We start from the raw sequence: 19,001 nt of genomic DNA, 5'->3' as shown, positions 1-19,001 counted from the left end.
GTCTATTCCTTCGCGTCCCACTTGTTCTTTTCCTCTATGATGGCTTCCTATTTAAAAAGTTTTTGAAACCTTTTTTCCTGTTTTCCGTATGTAAGTACTTGTTCAAAACATTTCAGTATAGGGGGGTTCAAAGAAGCACAATGGAGCAACAAGCACTCATAGCTATCGGGATTTTCCTTGTTACATATGGTCTTATTATTTCTGAAAAAATCCATCGGACGATCGTAGCCATGCTGGGCGGTGCTCTCATGGTCGCCCTAGGCATTGTCAATCAGGAAACCGCCATTCACCACATTGATTTCAATACGCTTGGTCTGTTGACCGGAATGATGATTATCGTCGCCATTACAGCGCAAACCGGACTGTTTAAATTTATCGCGATCTGGGCGGCGAAAAAAGTAAACGGCGACCCGATAAAAATTCTTATCGCATTAAGTATTATTACGGCCGTTGGTTCGGCGTTTCTTGATAATGTGACGACGGTATTGCTTATGGTACCTGTTACATTCAGTATTACTCGACAGCTTAGAATCTCGCCTATTCCTTACTTAATCGCGGAAATTTTTACCGCCAATATCGGTGGAACGGCGACAATGATCGGCGATCCGCCAAACATTATGATCGGAAGCGCGGTAAAAGAATTGACATTTGTCGCATTTATCAATAATTTGGCTCTTATTTCCGCATTCATTCTTATTGTAACTGTTGCGATTCTCGCTTTGCTGTACCGCAAACAAATCCAGACAACCGAAGAATTAAAAGCCGGCCTGATGGATATGCGAGAACAGGACGAGATCACAGATCCGGCCCTTTTAAAAAAATGTCTGGCTATTCTCACTTTGACAATCGCAGGATTTTTCGTGCATCAGATTGTTCATATCGAATCCGCTACTATTGCGCTGCTTGGTGCATTTATTCTGTTACTGCTGACAGGCGAACATTATCTCGAAGACGCATTAACAAAGGTCGAATGGACAACCATCTTCTTCTTTGTTGGCCTGTTTGTGCTCGTTTCTGGACTGGTAGAGACGGGAGTTATTGCCCAATTAGCAAATAAAGCGATCGAACTTACAAAAGGAGATCTGGTAGCAACGTCCTTACTCATTCTCTGGATGAGCGCGATCGCTTCCGCATTCGTGGATAACATTCCGTTCGTTGCCACCATGATTCCGATGATTCAGGAGATGGGAAGAATGGGTGTTAGCGATCTGGAGCCGCTCTGGTGGAGTCTCGCCCTCGGTGCGTGCCTAGGTGGGAACGGTTCACTTATCGGTGCCAGTGCCAATTTGATTGTAGCGGGGATGGCTTCTAAAGAGGGATACCACATTTCTTTCCTTAAATTCCTGTGGATTGGCTTTCCGCTGATGATTTTATCCATCATTATTTCAACTGTATATATTTACGTACGCTATCTTATGTAAAAAGGAGAAAGCGCTATGATCAGTTACCAGTATGATACAAATGCCCTGACAATTGAAGAGCAGAAGAATGAACTTGACACCGAATTTATTCTTAAGGTAAAGGACGTAGATGGAATTATCCCTTCGTTACGCAAAGTGCGCGCATTTTTTGACCAAGACAAAGTGTACACGGATGTTATTTTCTACCCGCATCCTAACCATGAGTACCAGATCATTGTCCGACAAGACTACTACATTGATTTCCTGCTTGCCCTATTCAAAAACAAGATTATCCATACTTTGGAATGGAGCTAAGCCCACTTCGCCATATTCTCAGGCCGAAAAGGAAATTCGGCCTGTTTTTATTTCCTCTTGTATCACGCTTCTTTGCTTATCATAATAGAATATGAATAAATTTCTATCCCCTTTGCAAAAAAATTGTCATTCATATATATAATTATAATTAAGGGGAAAACGATTCGTATCCTCTTCTAAACCTTTTTCTGTAATTTTCCATAAAATCCACCATTTTTATCGTTTAAATTTTCTAACAAATAGGGTATAATAAAAAACATACTAATTTAAGAAGGAGGACAAAGCATGAGGATGTATGTTTGTTTATCGTGCCTGCAGGTCAAACATGGCGACTCACATCGTGTAGACATGAACATTTGTGAAACCTGCTCCTCTGATCTTTCAACCATCGAGGAAGACCCACAGCTTTGTTCCAGTCCCCCTTCCCTTTGCATCATAAATGAAATGACCGTACAAAATGAAGATTATTCTGATAACGATGAAAGCCCTTCAGCGTTTTGCTGATGGGCTATTTTTCTTTATCTCTTCATATGATAAAATGCAAACAAACAATACATACTGAGGTGTATAATGAGTTCTATTCGTCGATCGATCCCAAACAGTTTTACGTTAAGTAATCTTGTATGTGGAATTTTTTCGCTTACTTTTTCTATGAATGGATATTATAAAATGGCTGCCCTCTTAATTTTATTGGCTGCACTATGCGACGTATTTGACGGCAAACTGGCGCGTATGCTGAAAGTGGACAGCCCTATGGGAGTCGAACTGGATTCCCTAGCTGATATTGTTAGCTTCGGAGTAGCGCCCGCAATTTTGATTCATACCATGCATACACCTTCTCCCCTGCTAACCATCGCTTTTATCGCATTTCCGATTGCTGGCGCCTGGCGGCTCGGTCGTTTCAACATTAAACCTACTGTCGGCTATTATATGGGTGTACCCATTACATTGGCCGGACTCATTCTTGCTGTATTGGCGCTTTTTTCTTTTTCCAGTCCCCTGCTTATGCTTATCCTCGCCGTTTTAATGGTGAGCCCCATCCGTATTCCAAAACTATAACCTCCCCCCGTTCACGGGGTTTTTTTATTTTTCTATAAATTAAAATTATATAATAAATTTTATCGAAAAATAATCAGAAAATAATTACTTCGTATAAAAACCTGTCAATTTGAGAAAATATACTATATAATCGAATTATGAAAGCGTTTCCTTAATATGATTTTTATTATATATAAAATTTTCTGGGAGGTTCTATGAAGCAAAAACAACATCATGAACTCCATCGTGGCCTTGAAGAACGTCATATTGCGTTAATGTCCTTGGGCGCAGCCATCGGGGTTGGCCTATTTCTCGGTTCTTCTTCTGCCATTAAATTGGCAGGCCCTGCAATTCTGCTCGCGTACGCTTTGGCCGGAGCCGGAATGTTTATCATTATGCGGGCGCTTGGTGAGATGGCTATCCAAAACCCGGTAGCCGGTTCGTTCAGCCGCTACGCGCGCGATTATCTCGGGCCCATAGCAGGGTATCTAACCGGTTGGAACTATTGGTTCCTCTGGGTCGTAACTTGTATGGCTGAGATTACGGCTGTCGGCGTATACATGCAGTTTTGGTTCCCGAATACTGATCAATGGGTATGGGCGCTTGCTGCGCTTGTCATTATGGCCGCAGTCAACCTGATCGCCGTAAAAGCTTACGGTGAGCTTGAATTTTGGTTTGCGCTTATTAAGATCGTCACCATTATTCTCATGATTATTGTCGGCCTCGGTATGGTTATCTTTGGAATCGGGAATGGCGGTGTTGCAACCGGCATTAGCAATCTCTGGTCACACGGCGGCTTCCTGCCAAACGGGATCAATGGTGTGCTCATGTCCATGCAAATGGTGCTGTTCGCATTCCTTGGAATTGAAATGATCGGTGTAACTGCGGGAGAGGTCAAAAACCCGGAAAAGTCGCTCGCCCGTGCTATTGATTCTGTGTTCTGGCGCATTTTGCTCTTCTATGTCGGAGCATTGTTTGTCATCTTGTCCATTTATCCATGGGATGAAATTGGCACAAAAGGTAGCCCGTTCGTCATGACATTTGACAAGCTCGGTATCCCTTACGCAGCGGGCATTATCAACTTTGTTGTATTAACTGCTGCGCTCTCATCCTGCAACAGCGGGATTTTCAGCACGGGCCGCATGCTTTTCAACTTAGCACAGCAAGGTGAAGCGCCACAGAAATTCAAGAACATCAGCCGCAGCGGTGTGCCGAACATCGCGATTCTCGCTTCCGCGGGAGCGTTGCTCATTGGCGTCACACTAAACTATATCGTACCAGAAAAAGTATTCCAGTGGGTGACAAGCATCGGCACATTCGGGGCAATTTGGACGTGGGCTATCATTCTGCTGGCGCAAATCCGCTACCGCAAAAGCCTAAGCGTGGAACAAGTGCAAAATCTGAAGTACAAAATGCCCCTGTTCCCGTTCAGTTCCTATGTAACGCTAGCGTTTCTTATCAGTGTTGTCGGATTGATGGCCTATTTCCCTGATACTCGCATTGCTCTAATCGTGGGACCTGCCTGGTACTTGATTCTTATTATTTTCTATTTCGCAAAAGGTCTGCACAAGCGGAAAATAACCAAACAAGCAAAAGAAGAAGAAAATCATAAACAAAGCGTGAAACCGTCTTATCAACGATAAAAATATGCGCGGCTTGCCTGTACAACGGACAAGCCGCTTTTTTACTCTCGCTTTTAGCGATTATACTTCTACCGCTTCTTCCGTAAACGGCCACGCTGGCAGCATTTTACGCAGCGGTTTATCCTGACGGTAGCCAAGCGCATATTCCGCTTGCATAATCGTATGAATCTCGCGCGTCCCCTCATAGATCACCGGCGCTTTCGCGTTACGCATAAAACGCTCGACCGGATATTCGTTTGAATAGCCATATGCGCCATGAATTTGCACTGCGTCGCACGCCGCCTCAAACGCCGCATCACATGCATGCCACTTGGCAAGCGACGTCTCCCGCGTATTGCGCTTGCCCTGATTTTTCAGCCACCCGGCACGGTACACAAGCAAACGCGACGTCTCAAGACCATCTACCATTTTTGCAATCATCTGCTGCACCAGTTGGTGTTTTCCGATTTCTTTGCCAAACGTGCCACGTTCATGGCAATATTTCAAGCTTTCTTCAAGGCACGCCTGAATCAGGCCGCACGCACCCGCAGCCACTGTAAAACGTCCGTTGTCCAGCGCAGACATGGCAATCTTGAATCCTTCCCCTTCTTCTCCCAGCAAATTCTCCGCCGGGACGCGCATATTATCGAAGAAAATCTCGCCCGTATTCCCTGCACGAATGCCAAGTTTTCCTTTGATCGCTTTCGATGCAAAACCCTCAAACGTACGCTCAACAATAAAGCAGCTAATGCCTCTATGCTTTTTCGACTTATCCGTGTATGCAAATACGAGAAAATGATCAGCGATATCGCATAGGGAAATCCATGTCTTCTGCCCGTTCAGAATATAATAATCGCCGTCACGCACTGCTGTTGTCTGCATTGCCGCCACATCGGAGCCTGCATTCGGCTCTGTCAATCCAAAGGCCCCGATCTTTTCACCTTTCGCCTGTGGAACCAAATATTTTTGTTTCTGTTCCTCGCTTCCCCACTGCAATAAGGTCATGCTATTCAGCCCCGTATGAACGGATACGGCCGTCCGAAACGCAGTATCGCCCCGTTCCAGCTCCTCGCATACGATTGCCAGTGTATTGTAATCCATCCCGCTTCCACCATATTCTTCCGGAATGCAAACTCCCATCAGGTCGAGATCAGCCAGCCGCGTCATAATGCTACGCTCGAAATGGCCTTTCGCATCCCATTCTTGAATATAGGGCTTAATTTCCTTATCCACGAAGCTACGTACCATTTTACGTACAGCTTCTTGTTCTTCTGTTAAGGCAAAATTCATCATCTTCTTATTCGCTCCTTTATTTACATTTTAAATAATTTTGTCCTGAAACCACTCATCAATTTGTTCTTCCGTAAATCCGTGCGCAAGTAAAATTTCCTTTGTATGCTCACCCACAAGAGGCGGATGGCGCCGAATAGACACAGGAGTCCGCGACAATTTCAACGGACTTCCCACCATCGAAACTTTTCCTGCTGTTGGATGCGATATTTCCACTTTCATCTTCCTTGCCTGTACCTGTGGATCTTCAAACAGCTGCGCCAGATTATAAATTGGGGCATTCGGTACACCAACATCTGTCAAACGTACCAGCCATTCCGAAGCAGGACGTTTTTTAAACTCTTCCTGCAACAGTTCACAGATTTCCTCTCGGTGTACAAGCCGAGCGGAATTGGTCGCAAACTTGGGATCACGGCTCCATTCTTCTTTGCCAAGTAGCACGCACAGTCTGCGAAATTGCTGATCATTACCTACCGCCACTACCATCTCCATATCGGATGCTGCAAAAGTCTGGTACGGTACAATATTCGGATGCTGGTTTCCATATCTTTTTGGAATCTGTCCCGATACAAGGTAATTGCTCGCCACATTAACAAGTAGGGAAATCTGCGAATCAAATAGCGCAAGATCAATCATCTGTCCCATACCAGAATGATCGCGTTCACGCAGTGCAGCGAGAATACCGATAGCCGCATACAACCCTGTAGCGACATCCGCGATAGCGACACCAACCTTCATCGGCCCGGTTTCTTCGCTCCCAGTAATGCTCATCATACCGCCCATCGCCTGCACAATGTAATCATATCCCGGCACATGTTTGTACGGACCGGTTTGTCCAAACCCGCTGATAGACACATAAATCAGGCGCGGATTAAGTTCTGCCATCGTCTCGTAGCCAAGTCCCCATTTTTCCATCGTGCCTGTCTTGAAATTATTGATGACTACGTCCGCATCTTTAAGTAGTTCACGCAGAATGTCGCGCGCTTTCAAATTCTTCAGGTCTAGCGTCAGCGCCCGCTTATTGCGGTTAGTACACAAATAATAAGCGCTTTCTCCCCCGATATTTGGTGGACCCCACCCGCGCGTCTCATCGCTTCCACCGGGCGCTTCAATTTTAATGACATCAGCTCCCAAGTCGCCAAGAATCATTGTGCAATAAGGCCCTGCCAGAACACGGGTTAAATCAATCACTTTAATACCATCTAGTGCTCCTCGGCTGTAAGGCTCAAAAGAATCGGCCACATCTTCCCGATTTGACGACGATGTAATCATGCTTTCCCTCCTTTTTATGTCATGGATGAGCAAAAAAAGCCAGTGCAATCCCCATGGCAAAAAGCATTCACGTAAGGGGCGCGACTGGCTGGTTTGCCTGTGAACTCATTTCTGGTAGGAAAGAGGACAGACATAAACAGTCTAATATTTTAAATATTCATTATAATACAATTATACTATATATTTTATATTTTCAGCTAACAAATTCTGTGTAAAAAACATGTCTTTTTTGTTTATTCTTCTTCAAACGGTAGCTTTTCCGGAGCAAGGCACAACAGTCCGCTGTTCCTAGTAAGTTCCTACTTTGGCGGCTGACATATCCCCCTTATAACCATTGACTGATTTCTTCGGCTATGCATTCCGCATAAAGCGCATGTCCAGCTGGCGTAGGATGGACACCATCATCATCTCCGCTATTCTCAATAGTACGCAACACCTCTGCGAGACTTCCGCCATTGTGTACATATTTTTTCCAATACATAGCAATATCAGCTAAAGAAATCTTCATGCTTTTCGCTATCTGGCGGATTATCTCATTATATTCCTCAATCCAGGCCATTACTCCTTTCGGATGCAAGTACCATTCCTCTGGATGGCGACGATAATAATAAGCATGTTTATCTCCGGCAATAACAGGATTAATGGTACAAAGAACCGGTTTGCATCCAATTTCTTGGAGCTTTGTAATCATAATTCTAAGATTTTTTCGATATACCGGCTTCTCTACATTTCGAACGTCTGAGGCTACCGCATAGTGATCATTCATACCAAACGCTACAATACAAATATCCGGTCGAAAACGCAAAACATCTTCTTCCATACGCGCCAATCCCTGGGTAGATGTATTTCCTGGTACACCGGCATTTTTCGTTTTAAAACCGAACATTTCTCCCAGTTTAACAAGATATGTATCTTCTGGTTGTACAAAAGCTCCAGCCATGATACTGTCGCCAAAACCGATAAGCAATTTGTCTGTCATCCCGTATTCCTCCTTGTCACGCACTCTATCCATACCAAGCGCAATTTTCCATTTTATTTATGATAACTATATTGAGTATACACAGCACCGGGATATTCATAATAATATTATCGCTCTACTGCTTATGCAAACGCCATCACACTTACCAGGCTTTTTTCTACAGATACAAAAAAGAAGGCTGTGTCGTTGATACAACCTTCTTTCCCCTCTTTCGCTTAACAGAATTTCAAATGGTGCACTCGTCCTGTATTTCCGCAAGAGCGATCCAATTGTTTATAGATAATCCACCTAAGTCAAATGAAAAATCCACACGCCATTCAATACGTGTTCTTTTTAGAAAAATACGTACGTTGACATATTCTGTCCATTCTCTGATAATGACGTCTCATGCGCCATTGCGTCATCCTCCTACGTATTTTTTTCAGCATCGATAACACCATAATTTATAACTTTCTTGTTGTTTTATGTACATCTAACCTGGTGACAGAAACCAGAGGCCCTAATTAATATTTATTGTATATCTGTCTGCTCCAGATGGTATTTGCTGAATAAAACTAACGTTCTGTCCAAAAGAATTAAGGGAAAGGCCACTAGCCGAACCTATTACTTTTCCTTCTTCATTATAAAAGGTAATGTCTATTTTTAATACCTTATCATCATTTTTAACTTCCTCTTTATTTCTAACGTCTTCTTTTTTAACAACTTGATTATCTAACAATTTGATATAACTTCCCAAAACATAGCCCGTTATATCTTTGTATTTAATCTGGTACCATCCGTTAACTTTGCTTAGAACCGACACAGCCGTTCCATTCTTCAACACTCCGATGATCTTATAGTTCGTCCCTGCGCCAGCCCTTATATTGAGGCCTGTTTTTACATTAACAACTACTCCCACTTTCTGTGTTGTGGCAGCTTCTGCTTTCCAAGCAACAGGAGTTGTAGCAAATGTAACGGTTAGCATCATGAATAATAACCATTTCATTTTTTTCATCTCATTACTCCTCCTTCTATATCCATCTGTATTTTTCTAAATTATCTGGTCTTTTTATTATTAACTTTATAATTCCAAATCTTCGCAAAAATCTTCAAATCCCCTCCTGCTAAAATTGAATTTTTTCATAGTTTTACTACTCTTGGTGTCTTAACAGCACGTATACTAGCATACTAAAACCCTGAAGATATAAAAATACAACCAAATTCATGAAATCTAACCAATTTTAGCAATACTAAGTGACTATATAACTTTTAGTAAAAATTTATATAGTATAGGTATTTAGCATGGTAGAAGCCAACTTTTTTCTTACAATCTCTCTTGGCTGATTACGTACTATAAAAAAATACTTTACGCATCATACAAAATGTTACTTTCTGATTTGATAGCAACGATCGATGCTAAATCCGCTTCTTCATCATCTATGAAACCTCTTCTCGCAAAATGCATCGCACAATTCCAATCAGCAATATGCTTACAATAATATCTAAAAGTAAGGTTCCTGTATGAAGACCTCTATGACGTAAAGTGAATTTTGTTGTTATGGGAATTAGGTACGATATGTCTCATAAATTGAACAAGTAAGGATAATAAAAATTATGTAGTATGGTTGTCTATACAATAATAGGCCGAATACCTATGTAGTATCGATAAATTGGATGGTATGTCCTATGACTAAAAACATTGGTATGAAATGTTTATAAACAAAGGAAAGGGAAGCCAACTTTTTCTCATTCTAATTGCAACGATTCACAATGTCTTTTTGTAACTTCTTGCAATCACTCTCGTATAAAAGAATGTAAGCTCCTTTATCCCTTATTTCCCTCCCGAATAATCGGGAGGGACTTTTTTATATTATCGTCTCCGGTTTTTACAAAGTTATATCACTTTTTCCGCTTCTTGTGTTTTTTCTATAACCGGAAGTTGAATGATAAAAGTTGTACCCGCTATCGGCGTACTTGCCAAGGATATTTCCCCCTTATGACTTTTAACTAGCTGTTTCACAATAGCCAAGCCGATTCCGGAATGCCCAGGTTTTGTTGAAAATCCATACTCAAAAATTTTCTTCTGCAAATCAGCTGGAATAATAGGACGAAAATTTGTGACACTAATATACACCATATTTGCATGGACAGCTGTATGTAAATGAATTTCCGGGCTCTTGTACCCATCTTCACGAATAGCGTCGGCGGCATTATCAATCAAATTCCCGATCAGCTGGTTCATTTCAATACTTGTCATTGTCGTATTAATTAAGTTTGTTTGCAAATCTAACACAAGTTGTATACCTTCACGGGCCAATTCAGATGTTTTGGCTTGGAGTAAAGCGGAAAGCCCAGCATTATCTTTAATTAAAATTTTGCTGATTGTTACAGTTTGCTTAGCCAGTTCGCGTAAGTATTCTTCGGCTTTTTCGTATTGTTTTTGATACAGTAAGAGAGAAAGGACTTGAATATGATTTGCAAAGTCATGTCGCTGCGCGCGAATAGAGGTAAACAGTGAAGTTACATTCTCTGTATACTCTTGCTGAATTTTTAATTTGAACTCGTTTCGGTCCGCCCGCATGATTTCTCGCATTAGGAATAGAAAAATCACTTGAAAGATTAGCATGATTAAAATATCCTTGCTTTTTGTGATGGTTCCGGTGCTATTTAATTCAGCCCCAACCATCCCTATTACATAAAAAAGAACAGCTAAAAAATAATAAATCATCGTTTGAGAGCGGGGCGGCTTTTGGAGTGATTCCTTTGCGAATAATGAAAATTTTATTTTCTCTAAAAAGAATAAGAGCGCTAATAACAAGACGAGATTACCCCAGATCACGAACAGAAAAGCCGTATGTTCTCTCAGGGTTTGATAGTCCATTCCGGTAATGAGCATACCGAATTGGAACGATACTAATTCAATGGCTTGTAATACCAGCAAGGAAAAACATAACGAAATAAAAACTCTAAAAAAAGGCAAACCAAAAAACATCATCATGATAACCAGGGCGAAAATCAACTGTAAAAATGCCCGTAATACCATATCCGTGTCCGCTAACTGAATCAACTCATTTGTACATGCGATCAAAACAGAAGCGACAATGTAACGGGTAGTAGGCGGCCTCTGTCCGCACAAGGTAAGAACCAAGGCGATTAATAATAACATTTCAGGAATGGAATAAAAAATAAAAATAATAAAGTCCATTTGTTACAACCCTTATTTTCATTTAGTGTCTTTTTATTATTATTTTATAAGTATACCATGTGTCTTCGTCTCGCTATATACGTTTCAAAAAAGTAACCCGACAAAAATGATTATTGGACGAATCGGTTGCCTTATACGTTAAAATTTCTGACCAAGATTTCTAGAAAATAGAGACATGTCATTGCCCTTGGTATAATCGCTGAATAAAATTGAACCGTTTTTTCAACTTTCGCCAGGTAAGACTGAACCCTTTTCTATCAAAAGTAGTGATATATATTATAATAATTGGTATAATTATAAAGAGGAGGTATCCTATATTATGGAAATCATTTATAAATACAACGAGCCAGTTAAAGCCGAAGATGTTGTACAGGTCTTTAAAAAGAGCGGGATAACACGTCCAATCGAACAAAAAGAGCGGATTCAGAAAATGTTAGACCACGCAAATATTATTTTGACCGCCTGGGATAACAATAAGTTGGTTGGGATTGCTCGTGCCTTAACAGATTTCAGTTATTGTTGTTATCTTTCTGATTTGGCTGTCGATAAAGATTATCAAAAGAATGGAATCGGTAAGGAACTGATAAAGAGGATAAGAAAAGTCATCGGTGAAGAGGTGGCTCTTATCCTACTATCTGCACCCAATGCAATGGATTATTACCCAAAGGTTGGATTCGAGAAGGTCGATAACGGGTTTATTATTCGACGTAAACGTTAGGCGTGCTGTTAAACGGTTAATTGAAGCTGAACAGTATATTGATAAAAACAATCAAAAATAGGTCTTTCCATACGTTACGTATACCCTTGTTTTATAGCCATTATCTTTTAACTGTTTCATAAAACCTTGTCTAATACCATACGGCATTTCTACTTCAACATTAGGGCTATTAAGGTAACCCAATTTTCTTATTTGACTCATCCATTTTTCATCAGATGTTGCCCTTTTATTCTTTTATTTTATATTTATGATACTATAGAATTAAAAAAAACAAATTTTTCCTATTCAAACTCAAAAGGAAGATTCGTTTTTATGAACATAATGAAAATCAAAGAGATAGCTAATAAACTAAACATTTCCCCAAGAGCTATTCGCTTTTATGAAGAAAAAGGGTTAATCTCTCCTGTTAAGCAGGAGCACAATCAATATCGTACTTTTACCGAGAAAGAGATATGGCGACTGCAAACCATCCTATCATTACGGGAAGCAGGAATGACCATTGAAGACATAAAAAAAGCCTTAGCAGAGGTAGATAAAGAAGATAAGGAGGAACTCCTGTATTATCTTGAACTCCAACGTTCAGTCATGTTTTCACAATGGTTAGAATTAAAGCAAATTCTCGAAACAACAGACCAGATGATTGGATTGATGAAACAACAACAATCTCTTGACTTACATAATATTTTCGAGCTTGCAGAAGGGTCAAAAAGACTTAGGGAATCAAGAAAGAATTGGTATGATAAATGGAATTTTGACCATAAAGCAAGTAGCCACGATGAATATGTACGGAACAATAATGACGAATATCAAAATTATGAAGAAGCCCTTGATATGATCGTTCAATGGGTCTCGCCACAACAAAACGAATGGGGGTTAGACATTGGAAATGGAACGGGAAACTTAGCAGGTAAATTCTTAACCAGGAACATTAAGATGGCAGCAATAGACCAATCAAAAGAAATGTTGAAGCAATGTCGGCGGAAATTCCCGAATATGGAAACGAAACTTGGAAATTTCCTTGCCATCCCTTACCTTGATGAAGATTTTGATTTTGTAGTAACCAGCTTTGCCTTCCACCATCTTACCCACGAACAAAAAAAATTAGCTTTAACTGAAATGCGTAGAGTATTAAAACCACATGGGAGAATTTGTATTGCGGATTTGATGTTTGAAAACAGGAAAAAACAAGTCGAGTATCTGCAAGATTTGTCCGAAAAAGGTATGAATAATACTGTTAAAGCCATTCAGGATGAATACTACTCCATTCTAACTGATTTACTTGAATGGTTCGACAAAAATAGATACATTACCAAATACCATCAAATTAATGACTTCCTTTATATTGTTTATGCGGTACCCATCTAACAATCATTGTTCTTGACCTTCTCGTTACGTAAACCTTTATGATTCAAAGTGTACGAACATAAAGGGTTGGAGGAATTTACAATGGACAAAGAACAATTACAGGAAATGTATTCACAAGAGGAATACTACTGGGGAAAAGAGCCGAATACATTAGCGCAGCGCATTTTGGGTTACATACCTAAAGACCAAATCCATGGCAAAAAGGTGATTGATATCGGTGCAGGAGAAGGCAGGGATAGTGTGTTCCTAGCTAAGCATGGTTTTGATGTTTTAGCTATGGATGTTGCACCTGCTGGATTAGCAAAGGCGAAGAAATTAGCGAGTGAAATGAATACAACGATTCGGACAGTTGAGGGAGATGTAAATCATTTTATTCTTCCTCACAGTGTTGATATCATTTATTCCATTGGAACATTACAATACATCCATCCAAGGAATAGGATGCAACAATTTAACCATTTTAAAGAAAACACGTTACCTGATGGACTGAATGTATTATTTGCCTTCATTGAACATCCTGACATTGAAATTGCACCCGACTGGGGAAAAAATGAATACCTCTATCAAAGAAACGAATTACAAAATTATTATGTGGATTGGGAAACACTTTTTACTGAAGAAATGATTTTTGATTGTAATTCCAGTGGCATTCCCCATCGCCATGCTGCAAGGATTTTGATTACCAGAAAACCTTCTTAAAGGAATGCATTTGCTCTAACAATAAAGTCCCTCCTTAGAGAAGGAGGGCTTTATTTTTCAATAAATCAATGTAATCTTGATATGCCTCTGATGATATGTTATGCAAATTTATTTTGTCAGAAAAAGGTTTAAGTGTTAATAAAATATCATCAAATGTTATCTGCTCTGTCGCCCTATACAAATCAATTCGCATCAATAAATCTTTGGTGTAAGGACGTTTTTCATCAAGAAAAACTACTCCTGAAAGGAAGTCCTTTACAACTTCGCTATTCAATACTGCGAAGGTAAAGACCGCAGTATTGTAATCGTTAAAAGAAAGGAAATAACATGTATCATCTAGCATGACAGGTTTATTATTAATTGGCTGTATAAAGGTAAAATGAGAGTTTTTATACATCCCAGAGATAGCAACCTTATAAGGTAAAAACGAGTAATCACCTATACCAAAAATTGAAAAACTGGGTTTTCCCTTATAGATACTTGACTTTCTTGCGTCAAGTTTATCTTTGTGGGATTGTAAATAAGACCATAGTTTTGGATATTGTTTCTCTATATAATCGGTACTTTCTCCAATATTCTTTTGAGTTATAATCACCTTTTTTCTAACGGAATCAGAGAAAATCCCTGCTTTAAGGTCAGAACTTTTAAGTAAGTCATAGACTAAGTCGCGTTCGATATCCACAATCTCTTTTAATTTGTTAGTCAACTTATTTCCCTTCGTGTCTAATTCCATAACGCTAGAACAATCGTGCTTTATACCAGACCGCCATTCAAATTGGCATTGATTATCGACAAGGTAGGAACGCTTATACTTATCAATGTTGGATACAAATTTATGATTATACCACCCAAAAGTAGAGATAAGTTTTTCAGGCTCGTCTAACTTATAAGTTTTACAAACTTGGTCTGTTAATGGCTTTCCAAGTCTAACAACAAACAATGAGGCTTCAGTTGCAGCGTTAAAATCTTTTTTGGCATCTATATTTAGTAGCTTAATATCAGTTATGTTAAATCTTCTTTTCGGAAGATCATGAACGATTTTTTTGGCTACCGAGTTTTTACAAAGCATCGCAAGTGTGCCATTAACATTGGAAAACGTCTCTAACATCCGCAGGATAATATACTCGCAAATATCGAAGTTACTTTTTCCTGTTAATGCATCTAATCCCTTATGTTTTTTAAAGTTGTTTTTATTTGGTAAGTTTTTTGCATCAAGAGTACCAAGTTCAGAGTTAGTCACCCATGGAGGGTTACCAATAATTAAAACCTCTTCATTAGAGTTAAAAATACTCTTATCAAAGTCATGACTAAAAATGTCATCGTGGTATAAATAAATATCTGGTTTTTGGTTTGAAAATTTTTGTTTCTCCAGTAAGGTTTTCTTACAATACCAAACATATCCTTTTTGTATTTCAACACCATATATCTTTTTTATGTTAGAAAAAAAATCTAAAACAGAATTTATAAAGTTACCTTTCCCGAAAGTAGGTTCAATAACAATAGTAGGATTACAGTTGTAATTTCTAACCAAGTATTCACAGATTTGATGAGTCAGATGTGGAGGAGTTTGATAATCACCAAACTCCCTCCCACCCTGTAGCAGTTCTTCATTTGCAAACTTATCATGCTCAATAAAATCGTCAACAGAGGTAAAGCAATCAACTATACCCGTTTCTTTATAGATTGTATCGTTATAAGCCTTAATGTCTGTAATAGTCATGTTAGTTTGAGTAGAAGACTCCAGTAAGATACGCTTGTTTTGAATCATATAATCTTCACTATTCCTTCTACTTTATTCTTAGGTATGTCAACTATTCGTTTATACTGCAATCGCCATTGAAGAGCATTTGATATAGTTAAATATCCTTGTACGGGAGGATTACTTAGAATTTCTTCGGCAAGCCCTTGATAAATAATTTCATCACCTGGCAATGCTCTATCATAAAAATATGCTATCAAATCATCCACGTTACCATCGTTTTCGAGAATTTGCCGAATACCTCTAGTAGTTTGATAATCACCCGTTCTAGTTTTATCGATGAAAGCACAGCTTACAAAATCTAATGTAGTTGTTTGAGTTGAAGGATTGTCTTTTTTATCATAAACGAAAAGTAATAAATTATATCCAAGCCCGTAGATTTTTTCTCTTGGAGACTTAAATGGGCAAGAAGATTGAGGTTGTTTAATCGAAGTAACCTTTATATCAGTATTTATAGACTCTGAAGGGAGGTCGATTCCCTTGGCAGAATTTCCAATTTCTATAGTAAAAGAATCTTGTAAAAACTGTTGGAAAGAGTGTTCGACATATGTACCAACTGCTTTTCCGTCGGTAATTCCAAATAATGAAGAATTCTGCTTTTGCGACTCAAGTTTACAGAACTCTTCTGCCTTGGCTATTAAATCTGAAATGGTTAATATTGGCTTCATCTAAAGTTTGCTCTCTTTCTTCCAGGATTTCTAGTTCATAATACCATATTGCTCTTAGTTACGCCAAAATGTTATGTGGTTTTATTCCGTGAAATAATATGCAATACCCCGACCCAGTGCCTAGTGATTCGTTTTTCTTTGTTTAAGACAGCGTAAGGCTCGTTTCCCCCACACCAAATTCCCCCAAATCCTTTTCTGGACTGTACAATTTTATAACCTTTTTCCTCAGTCATGCTGAGTTCTTTTACCCTCATGATGTTAAACTAAAAAGTGGACACACATTTATGATAGAAATAAGAGTCTACGCAAGCAGAAATTCCGAAGCGAAAATCACCAGTTCTCCGAGCTTCAAAAGCGAATTCGTGATCTAGAAGAAGAGAATGCCATCTTAAAAACATCTTCGCCAAAGACCAGCGATAATTTTTGCCTTTATTCATCAACATCGCTACACGTTTCGGGTGAAGAAGATGTGCCGGGTGTTTCAGGTTTCCCGAAGCGGATATTACAAGTGGCTGAACCGTTCTCAGACTTTTATTTCGCAATTGATTCCTGTTAGTTGAATAATCATTTGGATGTTAACCAATGATTTTAATGGTAAATAAAAAACAACTAATTAAATTGGTTAGAAATAGGTTGTCGATTAATTATGTTAACTATGGTCTTCTTTCTAGAGCAAGCTTGATTCCAAAAGCCACAAGAACCAATCCTGAGATTCCTTGAATGACACGCTGTGTAGATGTTTTTTTCATCCATACACTAATAGAATCAATTAAATTCACATACAGTAAAAACCAAATAATGGTTAAAACAGTATAAGTGATTCCCATAATAAGAAATTGCAAAAAGGGGTTACTCCCAGAAGTTAAAAATTGTGGAAGAAAAGTAAGAAAAAAGATAGCTATTTTCGGATTCAGGAGGTTCGTTAGAAACCCTTGGCGAAATGGAGATTTATTCTGATATTTTGCTTGAATATCATCATTCGATGAAACTTCTCTTTTCTTCTTTAAAGACCACAATGATGTTATACCTAGATAAATGAGATAGATTGCACCAACATATTTAAAAATAGAAAACAATAGTGCGGATTTAACGATAATGGCGGAAAGACCAAAAACTGCTGCTAAGGTATGAATGATAAGCCCTGTAGAAATGCCTAAAACCGTCTTGATTCCTCCTTTTTTTCCGTAAGCAATAGTGTTTTGCGTGGCTAATCCAGTATCGGGACCGGGAAGAATAATAAGTAAGATCGATGTGATGACAAAGAGATAAAAATTTCCCATACCAACCTCCAAATTTAATAAAAATTTTGTCTCTTAACATAGCATAAATGGGTAGTTTTGAAAATACCTTTATCTGAATAATACTGCCCGTTAGCTCAGTAAAAAATTTTACGTTACAAACAACAATCTTTGTGAAAAAAGCCTTTAGCCTTTATTAATAACTATCCATTCAATAATCATATTTCCCTTATCCCTATGAAAAAAAGAGAAACAGAAAACCATTCCATTTCTCTAAAAAATGTTTTCGTTTTTTTCTCTTTTTTTCATCCTAACTATGTCCAGAATAAATAAACTCTTGCTACAAATCCCGCTTTTTTCGATTTTTTTATCCCGTTTTTTATGTCAGGACTTTATTTTTCTCGAAATATTGAGAGAATGAAAGGAAAAATAAGAATCTGTTACTCATTAAAGCTAACCATAAAGACATTCTCTCCATAAGTTACTTACTTCTCCACTCATTCGGTATTTTGCAGAGAATATAATTTCCTGTCCACATTTGTGTCGTTACAATGATAGTCCGGTCCTTCTTCATAAAGAAGAATCCGTTTCCATCTCTATTCTTCAATGTCCAACCATTTTTACTTACCATTCGCGTCACATTCTTATATCCTCTCCCTTGCTCCATTCTTGTAATGTACCATTCATAACCGTCTTCCTCCGCTATTTTTACGATGGTTTCAGATGAATGTTCAAGCCGTGAAACAGCCTCCCTTTTATTTATAGAAGAGATGGGCAATGGTGGATAATATTCTCTATTTAACACAAACCTTGTGAGAAATACAGAAAGTAAAAGGAAAAGAACGATAAGTAGATACTTTCTCAAAGAAAACTCCTCCCAGGTCTCCATATCTTCCGTTATATCTACTACTAACTCTCCCTTTTTTATCCTTTTATTCTATATTCACGATACTATAGAATCAAAAACAAAAACATATTTTTCCTGTCGATACAGGGAAGAAGTGCTGTATGGAAAGGCACGAGGAATAGGCGACTATCTCGTTTGGCGAGATTGCTGACGAAGCAATAGATATGGGAATGAGTTTTGAGCGGTGTCTGGACCTTATATTCTTGATAGAACGGAGTAGCAAACATGTTATTTCCTACGACGATTGTCAAGGCCGGCTATAACTTCCCCAAAATCGCCGTTTTAAAATTCCCCAGAAGGGCTCCTCACGAACCCTTCTGTTTTCGTGATGCAGCCTTCTTTTCCCGTAATCTGTAGCTTTCACCTTTCATGTTAAAGATACGAGAATGATGCAGAAGTCGATCCAACATCGCTGTCGCAATAACTGGATCTCCCAATACTTCTCCCCATTCACCAAATGACTTGTTGGAGGTCATGATGATAGAACCACGTTCATAGCGGCGAGAGATGACTTGAAAAAGATAGTGGGCACTTCCGTGCTCTAGAT

Annotated in this window: 17 protein-coding genes and 1 pseudogene; 8 read left to right on the top strand and 10 right to left on the bottom strand. The window is 39.1% G+C overall.

Annotated elements, in window-relative coordinates; all coding sequences use genetic code 11:
- Positions 1-140 precede the first annotated feature (140 nt).
- The 4 genes from BLR88_RS08890 to BLR88_RS08875 all read left to right on the top strand — a co-directional run bounded on the left by BLR88_RS08890 (position 141) and on the right by BLR88_RS08875 (position 4,396).
- Complete coding sequence (locus tag BLR88_RS08890; RefSeq protein WP_057899832.1) at positions 141-1,421, top strand: ArsB/NhaD family transporter; 1,281 nt, start codon at positions 141-143, stop codon at positions 1,419-1,421.
- A gap of 15 nt (positions 1,422-1,436) precedes the next feature.
- Positions 1,437-1,715 carry a hypothetical protein gene (locus tag BLR88_RS08885; RefSeq protein ID WP_057899833.1) on the top strand — a complete coding sequence of 93 codons (279 nt, stop codon included), beginning with the start codon at positions 1,437-1,439 and terminating at the stop codon, positions 1,713-1,715.
- A gap of 567 nt (positions 1,716-2,282) precedes the next feature.
- A complete protein-coding gene (pssA, locus tag BLR88_RS08880; RefSeq protein ID WP_057899834.1) occupies positions 2,283-2,774 on the top strand; it encodes a CDP-diacylglycerol--serine O-phosphatidyltransferase in 492 nt (163 codons plus the stop codon).
- A 194-nt stretch (positions 2,775-2,968) separates the two neighbouring features.
- Positions 2,969-4,396, top strand: a complete 1,428-nt coding sequence (locus tag BLR88_RS08875; protein ID WP_057899835.1) for an amino acid permease — start codon at positions 2,969-2,971, stop codon at positions 4,394-4,396.
- Between the two features lie 60 nt (positions 4,397-4,456).
- Here the strand turns inward: BLR88_RS08875 and BLR88_RS08870 are convergent, their stop codons facing one another.
- The 5 genes from BLR88_RS08870 to BLR88_RS08850 form a co-directional block, all read right to left on the bottom strand.
- Positions 4,457-5,665, bottom strand: a complete 1,209-nt coding sequence (locus tag BLR88_RS08870; protein ID WP_057900427.1) for an acyl-CoA dehydrogenase family protein — start codon at positions 5,663-5,665, stop codon at positions 4,457-4,459.
- 30 nt (positions 5,666-5,695) lie between these two features.
- Positions 5,696-6,937, bottom strand: coding sequence for a CaiB/BaiF CoA transferase family protein (locus BLR88_RS08865; protein WP_057899836.1), 1,242 nt, complete (start codon positions 6,935-6,937; stop codon positions 5,696-5,698).
- 325 nt (positions 6,938-7,262) lie between these two features.
- Positions 7,263-7,916: an SGNH/GDSL hydrolase family protein gene (locus tag BLR88_RS08860; RefSeq protein ID WP_057899837.1), complete on the bottom strand. Its 654-nt coding sequence runs from the start codon at positions 7,914-7,916 to the stop codon at positions 7,263-7,265.
- A gap of 499 nt (positions 7,917-8,415) precedes the next feature.
- The gene (locus BLR88_RS08855; protein ID WP_057899838.1) at positions 8,416-8,910 is read right to left on the bottom strand and encodes an SH3 domain-containing protein; all 495 of its coding nucleotides are present in this window, start codon (positions 8,908-8,910) and stop codon (positions 8,416-8,418) included.
- A gap of 879 nt (positions 8,911-9,789) precedes the next feature.
- Complete coding sequence (locus BLR88_RS08850; RefSeq protein WP_057899839.1) at positions 9,790-11,100, bottom strand: sensor histidine kinase; 1,311 nt, start codon at positions 11,098-11,100, stop codon at positions 9,790-9,792.
- A 319-nt stretch (positions 11,101-11,419) separates the two neighbouring features.
- On the opposite strand from BLR88_RS08850, the gene BLR88_RS08845 reads away from it, so the two are divergent.
- The 3 genes from BLR88_RS08845 (at position 11,420) to BLR88_RS08835 (ending at position 13,882) form a co-directional block, all read left to right on the top strand.
- The gene (locus BLR88_RS08845; protein WP_057899840.1) at positions 11,420-11,818 is read left to right on the top strand and encodes a GNAT family N-acetyltransferase; all 399 of its coding nucleotides are present in this window, start codon (positions 11,420-11,422) and stop codon (positions 11,816-11,818) included.
- A gap of 321 nt (positions 11,819-12,139) precedes the next feature.
- A complete protein-coding gene (locus BLR88_RS08840; RefSeq protein ID WP_091260484.1) occupies positions 12,140-13,183 on the top strand; it encodes a MerR family transcriptional regulator in 1,044 nt (347 codons plus the stop codon).
- A gap of 81 nt (positions 13,184-13,264) precedes the next feature.
- Entirely contained in the window at positions 13,265-13,882 is a 618-nt protein-coding gene (locus BLR88_RS08835) for a class I SAM-dependent methyltransferase (protein WP_057899841.1), read from the top strand.
- A 34-nt stretch (positions 13,883-13,916) separates the two neighbouring features.
- Here BLR88_RS08835 and BLR88_RS08830 read toward each other — a convergent pair whose 3' ends face one another.
- Entirely contained in the window at positions 13,917-15,602 is a 1,686-nt protein-coding gene (locus tag BLR88_RS08830; RefSeq protein WP_139184949.1) for a hypothetical protein, read from the bottom strand.
- Positions 15,603-15,646: 44 nt separating this feature from the next.
- Positions 15,647-16,309: a type II restriction-modification system restriction endonuclease gene (locus tag BLR88_RS08825; RefSeq protein WP_057899843.1), complete on the bottom strand. Its 663-nt coding sequence runs from the start codon at positions 16,307-16,309 to the stop codon at positions 15,647-15,649.
- 340 nt (positions 16,310-16,649) lie between these two features.
- Between BLR88_RS08825 and BLR88_RS20680 the strand changes: the two are divergent.
- Positions 16,650-16,839: pseudogene (locus tag BLR88_RS20680) on the top strand (IS3 family transposase); the annotation flags it as partial.
- Positions 16,840-16,962: 123 nt separating this feature from the next.
- Here the strand turns inward: BLR88_RS20680 and BLR88_RS08820 are convergent.
- From BLR88_RS08820 to BLR88_RS08810, 3 genes are all read right to left on the bottom strand, one after another.
- On the bottom strand, positions 16,963-17,589 hold the full coding sequence (locus BLR88_RS08820; protein ID WP_057899844.1) for a LysE family translocator: 627 nt from the start codon (positions 17,587-17,589) through the stop codon (positions 16,963-16,965).
- Positions 17,590-18,028: 439 nt separating this feature from the next.
- Positions 18,029-18,412 (bottom strand): hypothetical protein, encoded by a 384-nt coding sequence (locus BLR88_RS08815; protein WP_057899845.1) that lies wholly within the window; start codon positions 18,410-18,412, stop codon positions 18,029-18,031.
- 347 nt (positions 18,413-18,759) lie between these two features.
- On the bottom strand, positions 18,760-19,001 hold a 242-nt coding region (locus BLR88_RS08810; RefSeq protein WP_175493583.1), incomplete at its 5' end, for an ATP-binding protein.

Source organism: Aneurinibacillus thermoaerophilus, from assembly GCF_900099925.1.
Lineage (GTDB): Bacteria > Bacillota > Bacilli > Aneurinibacillales > Aneurinibacillaceae > Aneurinibacillus > Aneurinibacillus thermoaerophilus.
This window is presented reverse-complemented; position numbering and strand designations above follow the sequence as displayed.